Genomic DNA, 15,137 nt, shown 5'->3' with positions numbered 1-15,137 from the left:
CTAAATTTTAAGATGAAAGAATTTTTAAATAAAAAAATAGAGAGTCTTTTTGTCTCTGAACTTTCTAATCTTACCGATGCACTAAAGCAGATGGATAATATTGGCAAAAAGCTGCTTATTGTAATAGATGTGTCTGGTAAATATAAAAGTGTTGTGAGTGTTGGTGATATTCAAAGGTATCTAATCGAATATCAGGATTTTAGCGCAAGTATTTCAAAAGTATTGCGCAATTTCGTAAGAGTTGCGACTACTTCTCAAACACTAGATGAAATAAAAAAAATAATGCTGGAGTTTCGAATAGAAATAATGCCAGTTATTGAAAATAATGAATTAGTTGGGGTTTATTTTTGGGAAGATATTTTCGGAAAAATACAAAAAAATAAGGAAGTTAGTTTGAATCTGCCAGTTGTAATAATGGCAGGTGGGAAGGGGACAAGATTACAGCCACTTACGAATGTAATTCCTAAACCATTAATACCTATAGGAGACAAAACAATTTTAGAAGAAATTATGGATAAGTTTGTTGATGTTGGTTGTTCTGAATTCTATATGTCAGTTAATTATAAAGCAAAGACTATTCAACATTATTTTACGGAATTAAATAATGAAGATTATAAAATAAATTATTTTCAAGAAGGAAAGCCATTAGGTACAGCAGGTTCAATGTATTTATTAAAAGACAAATTAAAATCTACTTTTTTTGTTTCTAATTGTGATATAATAATTGATCAGGATTTGGAAGAAATTTATAAATATCATAGAGATAACAAAAATGATATAACTATTGTATCTGCTTTAAAACACAATACAATTCCTTATGGGACAATTGAAACTGGAAAAAATGGTGTCTTATTGAAACTATCTGAAAAACCTCAAACCACTTACCAAATAAATACAGGCGTTTACATTCTTGAACCACATGTGCTTAATTTTATTCCGGAAGACGAATTCTATCATATAACAGATTTGATAGAAAATGTAAAAGATAATGGTATTGTTGGAGTCTTTCCTATTAGTGAAGGTGCTTGGCAAGATATCGGCGAATGGCCAGAATATAAAAAAGTAATTGCAAAAAAAGGATATATTATTTAAATGCTAAACAGTAAATCGCTTGCTCTCTTTTTAAAATTTTCTTATGGAGGTTTAATTTCGGCTGTTTTATCATTTTTAAGCACGCCTATAATTACAGCTTTAGTGTTACCAAATGAATTTGGAAAAGCTTCTATGATTACTTTAGGTTTTAGCTTGTTAATGAACTTCGTACAGTTGGGGGCAGATCAAAGTTTTGTCAGGTTTTTTTATCAGGATAAGTACAATCAAAGTACTAGTCTTTTACTGTTAAATTCAATAATAGTGCCTGTAATATTAAGCTTTGTCACTATAGGGGTAATTTTTTTACTAGGAGATGAAATCAGCCTTTTTTTAACTGATGAAGTTAACAAATCGGTGCCAATTTTATTGTCTTTATTACTTTTAGTGGGGGTAATTGAAAGATTTTCTACGCTATTAATTCGAATGAATCAGAAAGGTGTATTGTTTTCTAATTTAAAAATCATTCAAAGTTTGACTAACATTATTATTGTAATTTTATATGCTAATTTTATTAAAAGCTCTTTTATCGCAATTGTATATGGATTATTAATTTCAACTTTTCTGACAGGGATAATTGGAATATATGTTGAGAGAAAATATTGGTTAAATTCCACTAGTATTAATAAAAATGATATAACTGAAATCTTAAAGTATGGATTACCTTTTGTTCCCACATTTCTTATTTCTTGGATTTTTGAAGGAATTGATAAAATCGCATTAAAAAATTATTCTACATTTAGTGAAATTGGACTTTATACAGCAGCCTATAAAATTGTTGCAATATTGACTATTATACAAGTAACATTCTCCAATTTTTGGGTACCAATATCATATGAAGCGTACGAAAAAAACTCTAATGAAAGTAGAAAACTGTTTCAAAATATATTTAGTGGGTTAAGTGGCCTTTTCTTCATACTTGCTATTTTAATAATTTCTTTTAAAGATATAATCATAATTTTTTTCGCAAAAAAATATAATAGTGCAAGTATAATTATGCCTTTTTTAATTTTTATGCCGGTAATGTATACCTTGTCTGAGATAACGGTTGGAGGAATAAATTTTAAAAATAAGACATATTGGCATCTTATGATATCGATCATATCAGCCTTTGTAAATATTATAGGAGTATATTTTCTTGTCCCGTTATATGGAGCAATTGGGGCAGCTATATCGACAGGTTGTGCTTACATAGTATTTTTTTATGCAAGAACATTAATTTCAAATTATTATTTTCCATTGAATTTTCAACTTCTTAAAACTACGATTTCAATCCTAATTCTTTTTTTTGTCTGTACAATAAATACTTTTATATCTTCTTTAATTTTTTGCAGCATAATAAATTTTTTATCATTGGTTTTTATATGTTTTATTTATAGAAATGAATTGAATATTTTAATTGCCAAATTTTTAAAGAGATAGAAATATGAAAATTATAATTGTTACTTTAATTAAAGGTTCGTTTCCTTTTGTAGAAGAACTTAAGGATGAATTAATAAAAAAAGGGAATGTTGTTGAGATTTTTGATATGTTCGATATGTATACCTTGAAAATTGAAAATAATAGTACACAGATAAAATATCATTTACAATCATCTTTTTTAAGAAAACTATGCGGAATAAGATTTTTTGGAGCAATAATTAGGCTTTTTTTTTATAAAATCTATTTAATTTTTAAGCCTCTAAAATGCGATCATATAACTATTCATTATGTTTTACCATTTTATTCTTTCTTTATAGATGCATTTAAGAAAAAATCAAGTTCAGTTAGTGCTTGTGTGTGGGGGTCTGATTTTTATAGGATATCAGAGAAAAAACGAAATAAAATGAAAAAAATTTTCTATAAATGTGACTCAATTGTTATCGGGAATTTAGAGATGGGGAAGGAATTTTCTAATTTTTATGGTGAGAATATTTCAAAGAAAGTCCGAAATGTAGCTTTTGGAATAAAAAAAATAGATATCATTAAAGATTTTAAAGAAAAATATTCTACTAAATTTATTAAGTCATCTATAAATTTTCCTTTAAATAAATTAATTGTTACAATTGGCTATAATGGACTTTTTGCACAGCAGCATCTTTTAATTTTAAGATCACTTGAAAAATTATCAGACGAAATAAAGAATAATCTTTTTTTAGTAGTTCCTTTTGGCTATGGAGGAGATTTGAAATATAAAAATATATTAATAGATAAATTAGATTCTTTAAATATCGAATATATTATTTTTGATCATTTTATTACAGATGACGAGGTAGCAAAAATTAGAATAGGAACAGATTTAGTAATTAATGCACAAATATCAGATGCTGCTTCAGCGTCAATTCAAGAACATTTGTATTCTGAAAATGTTGTATTAGCAGGCGAATGGTTACCTTATGGTTACTTTTTAAATAAGGGGATACATTTGTGGACTTTTAAAGAAAGTGAACTTACTGAAGAAATAGAAAAAATTATTGGTAATTTTAGCAAATATCTAGAAGAAGTAAGATTCAATAGCGAAAGAGTTCATAATCTTTCTAGTTGGATGTTAAAAATAGATGAATGGATAAACGTTTTCGAAAATAAATTATGATTTCAATTATAAATTACGGCATGGGGAATTTAGGTTCTATACAAAACATGCTAAAAAAGCTAGGTGTCAGTTCTGAAATTGTTAGTAAACCTGAAGATTGTGTCAATGTAAAAAAAATAATACTTCCGGGTGTTGGACATTTTGAAGAAGGAATGAGAGTACTTAATGAAAATGGATGGATACCAATTTTAAATCAAAAAGTTATCGATGAGAAAATCCCTGTTTTAGGGATTTGTCTCGGTATGCAGTTAATGGCTTCTTATAGCGAAGAGGGAAATTGTGAAGGATTAAATTGGATAAATGCTAAAGTTAAGCGTTTCAAATTTGAAGATCAAAACTTGAAAGTCCCGCATATGGGCTGGAATGAAGTGCATCCAAAATTTAATTCTCCTTTATTTGAAGATTTTGAAATGTTAGAAGATATAAGATATTACCATGTTCATTCCTATTTTGTTGAACTTAGTGATCCTCAACTTGAAATTTCAGAAACAGTTTATGGAATTCCATTTACGAGCGGATTTCAAAATAAAAACATATATGGTGTTCAATTTCATCCGGAGAAGAGTCATAAATTTGGTTTAAAGATGTTGTCTAATTTTTCTAAAATATAAAATGCTAAAACCTCGAGTTATTCCGATCTTACTATTACAAAATGATGGATTGGTTAAAACAACTAAATTTAAAGACCCAAGATATGTTGGTGATCCTATTAATGCAATCAAGATTTTTAATGATAAAGAAGTAGATGAACTTGTTTTTCTTGATATATTGGCATCAAAAGGGAAAAAAAGCATAGATTATGAATTAATTTCAAATATTGCTTCAGAATGCTTTATGCCACTTTGTTATGGTGGAGGAATTAAAGATATTGAATCAATTAGAAAAATATTACAATTAGGAGTAGAAAAAATTGCCATTAATAGTTATGCGTTCGAGAACCCGAACCTAATTAAAGAAGCGGCACTTTTATTTGGGACTTCTACAATAGTAATTTCAATTGATGTTAAAAAAAATCTTTTTGGAAAATATGAGATTTGGACAAATGGAGGTACAAAAAAAATAAAAACAGGACTTAATGAAGCTGTTTTAGAAATGGAGCAACTCGGGGCTGGTGAAATATTGATTAACTCGATTGATAAGGATGGTACTATGCTTGGGTATGATTGTAAACTTATCGAACAAGTGAGTAAGTTGGTTTCTATTCCTGTGGTTGCTGCGGGAGGAGCGGGAAAAATTTCAGATTTTACAACTGCAATAAATAGTGGTGCGTCTGCTGTTGCTGCTGGTAGTATGTTTGTCTTTCATGGCAAGCATAAAGCAGTACTGATTACCTATCCATCCAGAAAAGAAATTTGGTAATTGAATAAATTATTTATGAATAAATTATGAGCGAAAAATATACAATGTGTACTAAATGTGTTATGGACACAACAGACCCAGATATTATTTTTAATGATCAAGGGGTTTGTAATCATTGTTTGCATTATGATAAACAAATCAATCAATTACCAAAAGGTGATGAAGCTGAGAGAGCTTTGGTTGAATTGATTGAGAAAATAAAAAAAGATGGAAAATCTAGAGAATATGATTGCATTATTGGATTAAGCGGTGGAGTAGATAGTACATATGTTGCTTATTTGGTAAAAGAAAAATTTGGATTGCGCCCACTTGCTGTACATTTAGATAATGGATGGAATTCTGAATTATCTGTTACAAACATGGAAAATATTGTTAAAAAGTTAGATATAGATTTATACACTCACGTAATAGATTGGGAAGAATTTAAAGATATTCAGCTTTCATTTTTAAAATCTTCTACTCCGGACTCAGAAGTTCCTACTGACCATGCTATATTTTCTGTTTTGCGACAAGTTGCAAAGAAATATAATATTAAAAATGTTATTAATGGCATTAATATAAAAACAGAGAGTCACCATGCATTAAGCTGGTCTCAAGGACATTCAGATTTTGGTTATATAAAAGGAGTACAAAAAATATTTGGAACTAAAAAAATAAAGACCTTTCCACATGGTAACAGATTAACTATACTCGAGGATATATTCTCAAAAAAATGGATTAATATATTAAATTATATTGACTATGATAAAAATGAGGCTAAGAAAATAATAACTGAAAAATTAGAGTGGAAAGATTATGGTGGTAAACACTACGAATCTATTTATACAAAATTTTATCAAGGATACATTTTGCCAACAAAATTCGGTTATGACAAAAGAAAGATGCATTTGTCTAGTCTTATTTGCGCAGGAGTGATCACTCGTGACGAAGCGATAGATGAGTTAAATCAGCCTCCTTATCCTGTTCATGAACAACTCGATGATAGAGAATATTTAATAAAGAAATTTAAAATTTCGGAAGAAGAATTTGACGAAATCATGAATCGTCCAATTAAGACCTACTATGATTATCCATCTTATTATGGTAAAATTCTTAAAAGCAAATATTTACATAGTATTAAGAGATTAGCTAAATTTATACTTGGGCAACGTACAAAAAAAAACTTAAATAATTAACCTTGAAGTTCAGAAAGATAGATGGTAAATATCTAGTTTATTTTATAGTAATTTTCCTTTTAACAATGGGGTCTGAACTGTTAAGTAACCTGATAATATTAATTTTGTTGTGTACACAATTTAAAGAATTAAAAGTCAAAATCAGTGATTTATTACTGACGATACTAATTCCCTTAATTTTACTGCCTTTTTATCTGTATTCTTTAAATGAACATTTGCTTCGTATTATCTTATATGTTCCTCGATTTCTGATCATCATATTAGTTTTTAGAAGTTTTCTTTCAAACGTTTCATATGGTTTACTAAGGAGTATTTTGCAGATGGTTTTTTTTATACATTGTTTTATCATATTGTTGTGTGCCGCTTATCCACCATTAAATGTATTTTTCAATGTTATATTAGGTAAGAGTTTTACTTCTGAATTTAGAATTTCAGGACTTTTTTCAGGGTATGATCTGATCTCTTTTTTTACAGTTTTATATCTATATGGTGAATATAGATGCAGTGATTATAAGTTTAATCTTTTTGGTTACTTGCAATTATTATTAGGCTTTGCAGCAACTTTAGTTACAGGAAGATTTGGTATAGTAGTGTACTTGGTTTTTTTTTGTATTATTTTTTTTAAGAAGATAACTTTCTATAAAATCATATCTTTAGTTCTAAGTGGAGTTATTTTGTTTTTTCTTTTTTATCAAAGGATTGTTTTATTTTACAGTACCTTTTTATTATTAAAAGATACTATACAGTTAGATGATCAGGAAACTAGCACACTTAGCTTAGAGGATTATGGGTCAGAAGTACAAGACGGGATGTATTCTTTAAGCCCATTAACATTGTACGAAGAAGCGGCAAGGCCATTTAAAGACATCACAAAATATATTTTTCCAAATACTATTGCAAGTGTAGTAGATTCTGGGCCAACTTTTATAATTTTAAATGCAGGCTTTATTCTTTTCTTTGTGTTATATTTTTATTACTTCAAACTAATATATAGGTCATTTACCGGAATTACATTCATAACAATATTGATTTTAATAATGGATTTTAAAATAAGAATTATGTTTACGGTATTGCCTGCTATTTGGATACTTGTAAATTTAGATAGAATAAAAAAATATGAATATTTACATAGATAAATTTTAATAAGAAATGCATATTACCTATTTTACAATTGAAGATATTGGTTCAGGATTGTTTAAAAATCAAGTAATCAATAAATTGAATGCGATACTTCATGTTGATTCAAGTGTTAGTTTTGAAATTATTGTTCTAAATAGCCCACTCAAGCATAAAAGAAATAAAAAAATATTACAGCATTATAAAAATATTCTTCCTGAACGAATCAAAATTAAATATTATGCTGTACTACCGCCATTGCGTTATGCATTAAGCAGTAAAATGCAATCCTATCTGCTTTTAAAATGGCTAGAATTATTTTGTAGAATATTTGTAAAATTTCGAGGAGATATTATTCACTGTCGAAGCTACTGGACAACTATTATCACATCGCGTATTTCTGATAAACCTATTGTATTCGATTTGAGAAGTCTATACCCAGCAGAAAATGTTGCCGCTGGAAACTTAATTTTGAATTCTAAGGAATATAATTATTGGTTAGAACTAGAGAAAGAATGCCTTATTCGAGCAACAGTAAATTGTGCTGTATCCCCAGCTATGGTGACATACATTAACGATGTAAATCCTAAATCAGTAACACGACTTAATCCTATAATAGTTAACACAGAAGAAATTTATTTTAATGAAGATTCACGATTTAAAATAAGAAAGCAATTAGGATGGCAAGAAAATATAATTTTAGTTTATTCTGGAAGCTTAGGTGTTAGTGGACTAAATGTGCAAACATTGTCTAATGTTTTATCACTTTTCGTAAAATCAAGCGATAATTTTAGGTTTCTATTTTTATCCAGTGATAGCAAAGAATCTATTGTAAATCTGTTGTCTAAAGCAGAGGTTCCAGAAGAGCGATATTATATTACTGAAGCGAAATCTAATGAGCTTTATAAATGGTTGTCAGCCTCGGATATTGGGTTTCATGCACTTCCTGTACAATTAGATTCTGCTACACGATTAGGAACAAAAGTAGTTGAATATTGGGTAAATGGTTTACCTGTTATAGTGAATAAGAATGTTGGCGCGGCAGTCGATTTAATTTCAGAATATGGAATAGGATATACAATAAACGAGACTATCAACTCAGATGAAGTAATGGAGGAAATTAAATTGTTACTGAATAAAAATAGAAATGAAATCGCTGAAATTAGTAAATCATTGTTTGATTCTAAGATAATAGCAAAACAATATGTAGAAATATATGAGTATTGCTTAAATAGCAACAATAAACAAAACAATTAAAATAAATATTAATATTATGAAACAGATAAATTTTGCAATTATCGGATGTGGTAGAATTGCTCAAAGACATGCCGAACATATAAATAACAATGGTAAATTAGTAGCAGTATGCGATAACGTTAAAGAAAAAGCAGATTCTTTAGCTCAAAAATATAATGCTAAAGCATACTATTGTATTTCTGATATGTTGCAATCTGAAGATTTAAATATTGATGTTGTAGCTGTTTGTTCTCCAAATGGATTACATTCAGAACATAGTATTGAGTCTTTAAAATCGGGTTATCATGTTATATGTGAGAAACCTATGGCGATAAGTTCTGGAGACTGTGGAGAAATGATTCAAGTTGCTGAAAAATCTAATAAAAGACTTTTTGCTATTAAGCAAAACAGATTTAACCCGCCTGTTGCTGCAATAAAACAAGCAATTGATGAAGGTAAATTAGGTAAGATTTATAGTGTTCAATTAAGCTGTTTCTGGAATAGAAATGAAGATTACTATAAAGATTCTTGGAAAGGAACGAAAGATATGGATGGAGGAACTTTATATACACAATTTAGCCACTTTGTAGATTTGCTTTATTGGATGGTAGGTGATGTTAAAAATGTTCATGCTTTGACAGGTAATTTTGCTCATAAAAATATAATTGAATTTGAAGATACTGGGGTGGTTGCCTTAGAGTTTAACAATGGGGCTTTAGGAACAATAAACTATACGGTTAATAGTTACGGTAAAAATATGGAAGGCTCACTAACAATATTTGGAGAAAAAGGAACAGTAAAAATTGGAGGACAGTACCTTAATGAATTAGAATATCAAAACATCGAAGGATTTAAGATCGAAAATTTACCTGCAGGAAATACAGCAAACAATTATGGAGCATATCAAGGGTCTATGTCTAATCATGATAAGATCTATGAAAACCTAGTTGACGTTCTGACTAATGACGGTGTTATAACCACAAATGCATTTGAAGGTTTGAAAACTGTTGAAATAATTGAAAAGATTTACAAATCAGCAAAAAAACAAAACTAATGAATACGCCTACTTATTTTAATTCACAAATCAAATCAGATGTTGAGTTCGGAAGTGGTGTTAAAATTGTTAATCCAGTTAATTTATATGGATGCTCTGTTGGTGATAATACATTCATAGGACCTTTTGTAGAAATACAAAAAGATGTTAAAGTGGGAAATAATTGTAAAATACAATCTCATACATTTATTTGTGAATTAGTAGAAATTGGAAATGATTGTTTTATTGGTCATGGAGTAATGTTTATAAATGATTTATTCTCAAAAGGAGGACCTGCGATGGGAGATAAGTCTTTATGGAAAAACACAAAAATAGGCGACAATGTATCAATAGGTAGTAACGCAACTATTTTACCTGTAGATATTTGCAGTAATGTTGTCATCGGAGCAGGAGCAGTAGTAACAAAGAATATAATTGAACCTGGAGTATATGTAGGTAATCCGGCAAAACTTTTAAAAAAAGAAAAATAATGAAAGTACCATTTGTAGATTTAAAAAGTCAATATCTTTCGATTAAAGAAAATATTGATAGTGCAATTGAAAATGTAATCAGTGAAACAGCATTTATTGGAGGGAAATATGTAGAAGAGTTTGAACGTAAATTTGCATCTTTATATGGAGTAAAGAATTGCGTTGCTGTTGGAAATGGTACAGACTCACTATACATTCTTATGAAAATGCTTGGTATTGGTAGTGGGGATGAAGTTATTACAGTTGCTAATAGCTGGATCTCTTCTTCAGAGACAATTACACAAACAGGAGCTAAACCAGTTTTTGTAGATATTGATCCGTCTTTATATACAATCGATGAAAATTTATTAGAAGCTGCTATAACATCAAATACAAAAGCGATTATTCCGGTTCATTTACAAGGACAAATGTGTGAAATGGATAAAATAATGAGTATTGCTAATAAATATGGAATTCCTGTAATCGAAGACTGTGCGCAATCTCACTTTTCAGATTTAAATGGGAAAAGAGCGGGTACTATTGGAATTGCAGGATCATTTTCTTTCTATCCAGGAAAAAACCTTGGTGCATATGGAGATGCAGGATGTATTTTAACAAATGATGATGATCTAGCTTTGAAATGCAGAATGTTTGCTCGTCATGGTGCATTAAAAAAGCATAATCATATTATTGAAGGTATAAACAGCAGAATGGATGGTTTGCAAGCAGCAATATTAACAGCAAAGTTACCACATATTTTGTCATGGACTGAAAGCAGAATTTCAAATGCTAAACTATATCAAAAATACCTAGGTGGAATTCAAGAGATTATTTTGCCAGTTATCAGATCAAATTCTAAACATTCATTTCATTTATTTGTAATTAGAACAAAGGAAAGAGAAAATCTAGCATCATTTTTAAAGGAACGAAATATTGAAACAGCAGTTCATTATCCTGTAGCACTTCATAATATGGAAGCATATAAATATTTAGGATACAAACCTGGTGATTTTCCTGTTGCAAATGCCTACCAAGATGAAATCCTTTCATTACCAATGTATCCTGAGCTTACTGAGGAACAGATTATGTATGTATCTGAAACTATAAAAGAGTTTTTTCAAAAATAATTGTATGATATCAGTTTGTTTAGCAACATATAACGGTGAAAAATTTATAAAAAAGCAAATCGAGTCTATATTACACCAACTTTGCTCAGATGATGAAATCATAATTTCAGATGATGGATCAGTTGATAATACCATACGTATTGTTAATGGCTTTAATGATAAGAGAATCAAAATTGTTTTTAATAAATTAGAAAGAGGCTACACAAATAATTTTGAGAATGCCATAAATCATGCAAGTGGTAATTATATTTTTCTTTCTGATCAAGATGATGTATGGATGGATACTAAAGTTTCAAAAACTTTAGAATTATTAAAAAATAATGATTTTGTAGTTAGTGACGCTTTATTCGTTGATACGGATTTAAATAATTTAAATTATACTTATTTTGGAATAAGAGGCGGAAAAAACGGCTTTTTTCAGAACTTATATAAATCACAATATTTAGGTGCTTGCATGGCATTTAAAAGGGAAATTTTACCACGAATATTGCCATTTCCTGTTAAAAAGGAATTATGTCCCCATGATATGTGGATTTCATTTATTGCCCAATTTTATTATAAAGCAACTGTGATTAAAGAGCCCTTAATCAAATATAGGAGGCATGAAAAAAATGTTTCTACTGGAGGTAAATCAAGTGAGAATTCAGTATTTAAAAAGCTTGAAATTAGATTTTATTGCTTTTTTCAGGTAATATCACGTTTTAGAATATCTTCATGAATTAATTGGGTAAGAGATATTTGATTTGTCAAAACCTAATATTAGGGCAATTATTATACTAAACTTATAAATTTTCCACAATAATAGAGAAGAAGGGGAATTGTAGTTTATAAAAAAAACAATATCTGAAAAGGGGAAATAATTAAAACTAAGCATTAATAAAAATAAATGAAAAATATACTTATAACTGGAGGGGCAGGATTTATTGGGAGTAATCTTGCATTGAAACTTATTGAAAAAGGTTATAAAATTACGGTTTTAGATAATCTTTCTCAGCAAATACACGGACAAAATCCAGAAATTACATCACCATTATACAATAGTATAAAAGATAAAGTCTTTTTTATTAAAGGAACAGTAACGTCAAGAGAAGACTGGACAAAAGCCTTAGAAAACCAACATATAATTGTACATTTTGCAGCCGAAACAGGAACTGGGCAATCAATGTATTGTATCGAAAAATATACAGAGGTTAATATTCAAGGAACAGCAATTATGTTAGATATTTTAGCTAATAATAAAAACTCTGTAGAAAAAATTGTAATTGCTTCTTCAAGATCTATTTATGGAGAAGGAAAATACAAACATCCTCAATTAGGAATTGTTTATCCTTCTCACAGAAAAGAAGAAAGTATGTTGGCTGGAAATTTTGAGTTAACATACAAAGACAATGAACTACTTGAGTTATTGGCTACAGATGAAGAATCGAAAATTCATCCTTCTTCTGTATATGGTATTACAAAGCAAAATCAAGAGCAAATGATTATGACTGTTTGCCCTACATTAGGTATAGCACCAGTAGGATTTAGATATCAAAATGTTTATGGCCCAGGACAATCACTTTCCAATCCATATACAGGTATTTTATCTATTTTTTCAACTCAAATTAGAAATAATAATCCAATTCAAATTTTTGAAGATGGAAAAGAAACTAGAGATTTTGTATTTATTGACGATGTCGTAAATGCGACAATTCTTGGAATTGAAAAAGAAGAAGCAAACGGACAAGTTTTTAACGTAGGAACTGGTGTTGCAACAGATGTCCTTGAAGTTGCAAATTCATTGATTAAAGCTTACGATATTAATGTTCCTGTAACTGTGACTGGAAAATTTAGATTAGGGGATATACGTCATAATTTTGCGGATTTAACTAAAATAAAATCCTTATTAGGATTTGAACCAAAAGTTTTTTTTAGAGAAGGTATTGCGAAATTTTCTGCATGGGTCTTAGAGCAAGAAATCCAAGAGGATAGACTAAGTATTTCATTGGAAGAAATGAAAAAGAAAGGTTTGTTAAAGTGATAAAAAATAAAAGTTTTAATAATAAAAGGATTCTTTTTTTCTCTGTTAAATTATTTAACTATGAAAATATCATTGCAGATAAGTTAAGGTCGTTGGGAGCTCATGTTGATTATTATGATGAGAGGCCTAGTAATTCAATATTAACGAAAGGAATAATCAGATTAAAAAGAAGTCTCTATTATGTTAAGATTTCAAACTATTATAGAGACATTTTAAAGGATATTGAAAATAAAAATTACGATTATTTTTTTTTAATTAAAGGAGAAGTTATTCCACAGTATTTTATAGAGAAGGTTCGAGAGTTAAATCCGAATATTACTCTTTTGTACTATACTTTTGATTCTTTTGAGAATAATCCAAATGGAGTGGATATTTTGAAAAATTTTGACAAGAAATACACTTTCGATTCAAAAGATTCACAAACTTATAATATTGCATTTAGACCTTTGTTTTTTTCTGATGATTACTATAAATTGGGAAGTATAAATAACCCAAAGTACGATTTACTTTTCATAGGGACCGCCCACTCGGATAGATATGTTATTAGTGAAAAAGTAGCTGAGTGGTGTAGACAGAAGAAACTTAAAAATTTTGCATTTTATTATTCTCCTAGCAGATTAGTTTTTTTCTTTTTTAAATTGTTTGATGAATCGTTTAAAAAATTTAAGTACAAAAATATTTCATTCAAGAGTTTAAAGCATGAAGAAATAATAAATTTATATAAAGATTCTAAAATCGTTTTGGATATAAATCATCCTAATCAAAGAGGATTGACAATGAGGGTTTTCGAAGCTTTAGGCAGCAGTAGAAAATTAATAACTACAAATACTGATATAAAACAATACCCTTTTTATAATACTAATAATATTTATGTGATTGATCGAAACGATATTAGTTTAGATTATAGTTTTTTTGAATTGCCTTTTATTGAAATTAATGAAGATCTATATGATAGAATGTCGATATCTGGTTGGCTTGAAGAATTATTTTTTGATGAATATTTTTTTAATTGGTTAGATTATAAATTTTAAATTTAAAGTTTTGATAAACACACTGCTAACAGGGGCAAACGGTTTTTTAGGATCAAATATTAGAGAGGAATTGTCTAATGTTTTTAATATTAAAACATTATCACGGAAAAATGCTGATTACAGTGTTTGCCTAGAAAAAGATAAACTTGAGCTTAAAGAAAAGTTTGATTTAGTTATTCATGCAGCTGGAAAGGCTCACTCCGTTCCGAAAACTGAATCGGAGATAAAAGAATTCTATAATGTGAATGTTTTAGGAACATTAAATTTATTGAAAGCACTTGAGAAATGTTTGCCTAAAGAATTTGTTTTTGTAAGTTCTGTTGCAGTATATGGACAAGAAAAAGGAAATAACATAAATGAAAGTTATTCATTAGAGGCCGTTGATCCATACGGTTTAAGTAAGATCGAAGCAGAGAGAGTAATTATCAATTGGTGTCATAAAAATGATGTTACGTGTACAGTTTTACGCTTACCACTATTAGTAGGTAAAAACCCTCCTGGTAATTTGGGAGCTATGGGAAAAGCTATAAATAAAGGTTACTATTTTAATATTGATAGTGGTAAGGCTAAAAAAAGTATGGTTTTAGCTAAGGATGTAGCTTCTTTTATTACTATAGCTGCCCCAGTTGGCGGAATTTATAATTTGACAGATGGTAAGCATCCGAGTTTTTTTGAATTAAGTTATGCAATTTCTAAAAAGAAATTTTTTAGTTTACCATTAAGTTTAGCTAAGTTATTAGGGAAAATAGGAGATGTTTTAGGTGATAAAGCTCCAATTACATCATTAAAAGTAAAAAAAATAACATCAGATTTAACTTTTGACGATTCAAAAGCAAGACTATTTTTAGATTGGAAAAGTGAACCAGTTTTAGATTACATAAAAAGAAAAAAAATATTTTAATTTGATAA

15 protein-coding genes are annotated in these 15,137 nt (G+C 28.8%); all 15 read left to right on the top strand.

Features of this window, described 5'->3' with window-relative positions; translation table 11 throughout:
- The first annotated feature begins 12 nt into the window (after positions 1 to 12).
- The 15 genes from M4I44_RS01585 (at position 13) to M4I44_RS01515 (ending at position 15,129) form a co-directional block, all read left to right on the top strand.
- Entirely contained in the window at positions 13 to 1,092 is a 1,080-nt protein-coding gene (locus M4I44_RS01585) for a nucleotidyltransferase family protein (RefSeq protein WP_249966350.1), read from the top strand.
- Positions 1,093 to 2,511: a lipopolysaccharide biosynthesis protein gene (locus M4I44_RS01580; protein ID WP_249966349.1), complete on the top strand. Its 1,419-nt coding sequence runs from the start codon at positions 1,093 to 1,095 to the stop codon at positions 2,509 to 2,511.
- 4 nt (positions 2,512 to 2,515) lie between these two features.
- Positions 2,516 to 3,661, top strand: a complete 1,146-nt coding sequence (locus M4I44_RS01575) for a hypothetical protein (protein ID WP_249966348.1) — start codon at positions 2,516 to 2,518, stop codon at positions 3,659 to 3,661.
- Positions 3,658 to 4,272 (top strand): imidazole glycerol phosphate synthase subunit HisH, encoded by a 615-nt coding sequence (gene hisH, locus M4I44_RS01570; RefSeq protein WP_249966347.1) that lies wholly within the window; start codon positions 3,658 to 3,660, stop codon positions 4,270 to 4,272. Before M4I44_RS01575 ends, hisH begins: the two co-directional genes overlap by 4 nt.
- A gap of 1 nt (position 4,273) precedes the next feature.
- Entirely contained in the window at positions 4,274 to 5,020 is a 747-nt protein-coding gene (locus M4I44_RS01565) for an AglZ/HisF2 family acetamidino modification protein (protein WP_256472436.1), read from the top strand.
- Positions 5,021 to 5,046: 26 nt separating this feature from the next.
- A complete protein-coding gene (locus M4I44_RS01560) occupies positions 5,047 to 6,195 on the top strand; it encodes an N-acetyl sugar amidotransferase (protein ID WP_371922990.1) in 1,149 nt (382 codons plus the stop codon).
- Positions 6,196 to 6,197: 2 nt separating this feature from the next.
- On the top strand, positions 6,198 to 7,331 hold the full coding sequence (locus M4I44_RS01555) for a hypothetical protein (RefSeq protein WP_249966344.1): 1,134 nt from the start codon (positions 6,198 to 6,200) through the stop codon (positions 7,329 to 7,331).
- 13 nt (positions 7,332 to 7,344) lie between these two features.
- On the top strand, positions 7,345 to 8,568 hold the full coding sequence (locus M4I44_RS01550; protein ID WP_249966343.1) for a glycosyltransferase: 1,224 nt from the start codon (positions 7,345 to 7,347) through the stop codon (positions 8,566 to 8,568).
- A gap of 16 nt (positions 8,569 to 8,584) precedes the next feature.
- Positions 8,585 to 9,601 (top strand): Gfo/Idh/MocA family protein, encoded by a 1,017-nt coding sequence (locus tag M4I44_RS01545; RefSeq protein ID WP_249966342.1) that lies wholly within the window; start codon positions 8,585 to 8,587, stop codon positions 9,599 to 9,601.
- The gene (locus M4I44_RS01540; protein WP_249966341.1) at positions 9,601 to 10,071 is read left to right on the top strand and encodes an acyltransferase; all 471 of its coding nucleotides are present in this window, start codon (positions 9,601 to 9,603) and stop codon (positions 10,069 to 10,071) included. Before M4I44_RS01545 ends, M4I44_RS01540 begins: the two co-directional genes overlap by 1 nt.
- Entirely contained in the window at positions 10,071 to 11,177 is a 1,107-nt protein-coding gene (locus tag M4I44_RS01535; protein ID WP_249966340.1) for a DegT/DnrJ/EryC1/StrS aminotransferase family protein, read from the top strand. The genes M4I44_RS01540 and M4I44_RS01535 overlap by 1 nt, the downstream gene beginning before the upstream one ends.
- Before the next feature lie 4 nt (positions 11,178 to 11,181).
- On the top strand, positions 11,182 to 11,895 hold the full coding sequence (locus tag M4I44_RS01530; RefSeq protein ID WP_249966339.1) for a glycosyltransferase: 714 nt from the start codon (positions 11,182 to 11,184) through the stop codon (positions 11,893 to 11,895).
- 168 nt (positions 11,896 to 12,063) lie between these two features.
- Positions 12,064 to 13,197, top strand: a complete 1,134-nt coding sequence (locus M4I44_RS01525) for an SDR family NAD(P)-dependent oxidoreductase (RefSeq protein ID WP_249966338.1) — start codon at positions 12,064 to 12,066, stop codon at positions 13,195 to 13,197.
- Positions 13,194 to 14,228: a hypothetical protein gene (locus tag M4I44_RS01520; protein ID WP_249966337.1), complete on the top strand. Its 1,035-nt coding sequence runs from the start codon at positions 13,194 to 13,196 to the stop codon at positions 14,226 to 14,228. Before M4I44_RS01525 ends, M4I44_RS01520 begins: the two co-directional genes overlap by 4 nt.
- 10 nt (positions 14,229 to 14,238) lie before the next feature.
- Entirely contained in the window at positions 14,239 to 15,129 is an 891-nt protein-coding gene (locus tag M4I44_RS01515; protein WP_249966336.1) for an NAD(P)-dependent oxidoreductase, read from the top strand.
- Positions 15,130 to 15,137: the final 8 nt, after the last annotated feature.

Source organism: Flavobacterium sp. B183 (genome assembly GCF_023539155.1).
Classification (GTDB): Bacteria; Bacteroidota; Bacteroidia; order Flavobacteriales; family Flavobacteriaceae; genus Flavobacterium; species Flavobacterium tructae.
The sequence above is the reverse complement of the archived record's forward strand: the minus strand, read 5'-3'. Positions and strand labels throughout refer to the sequence as shown.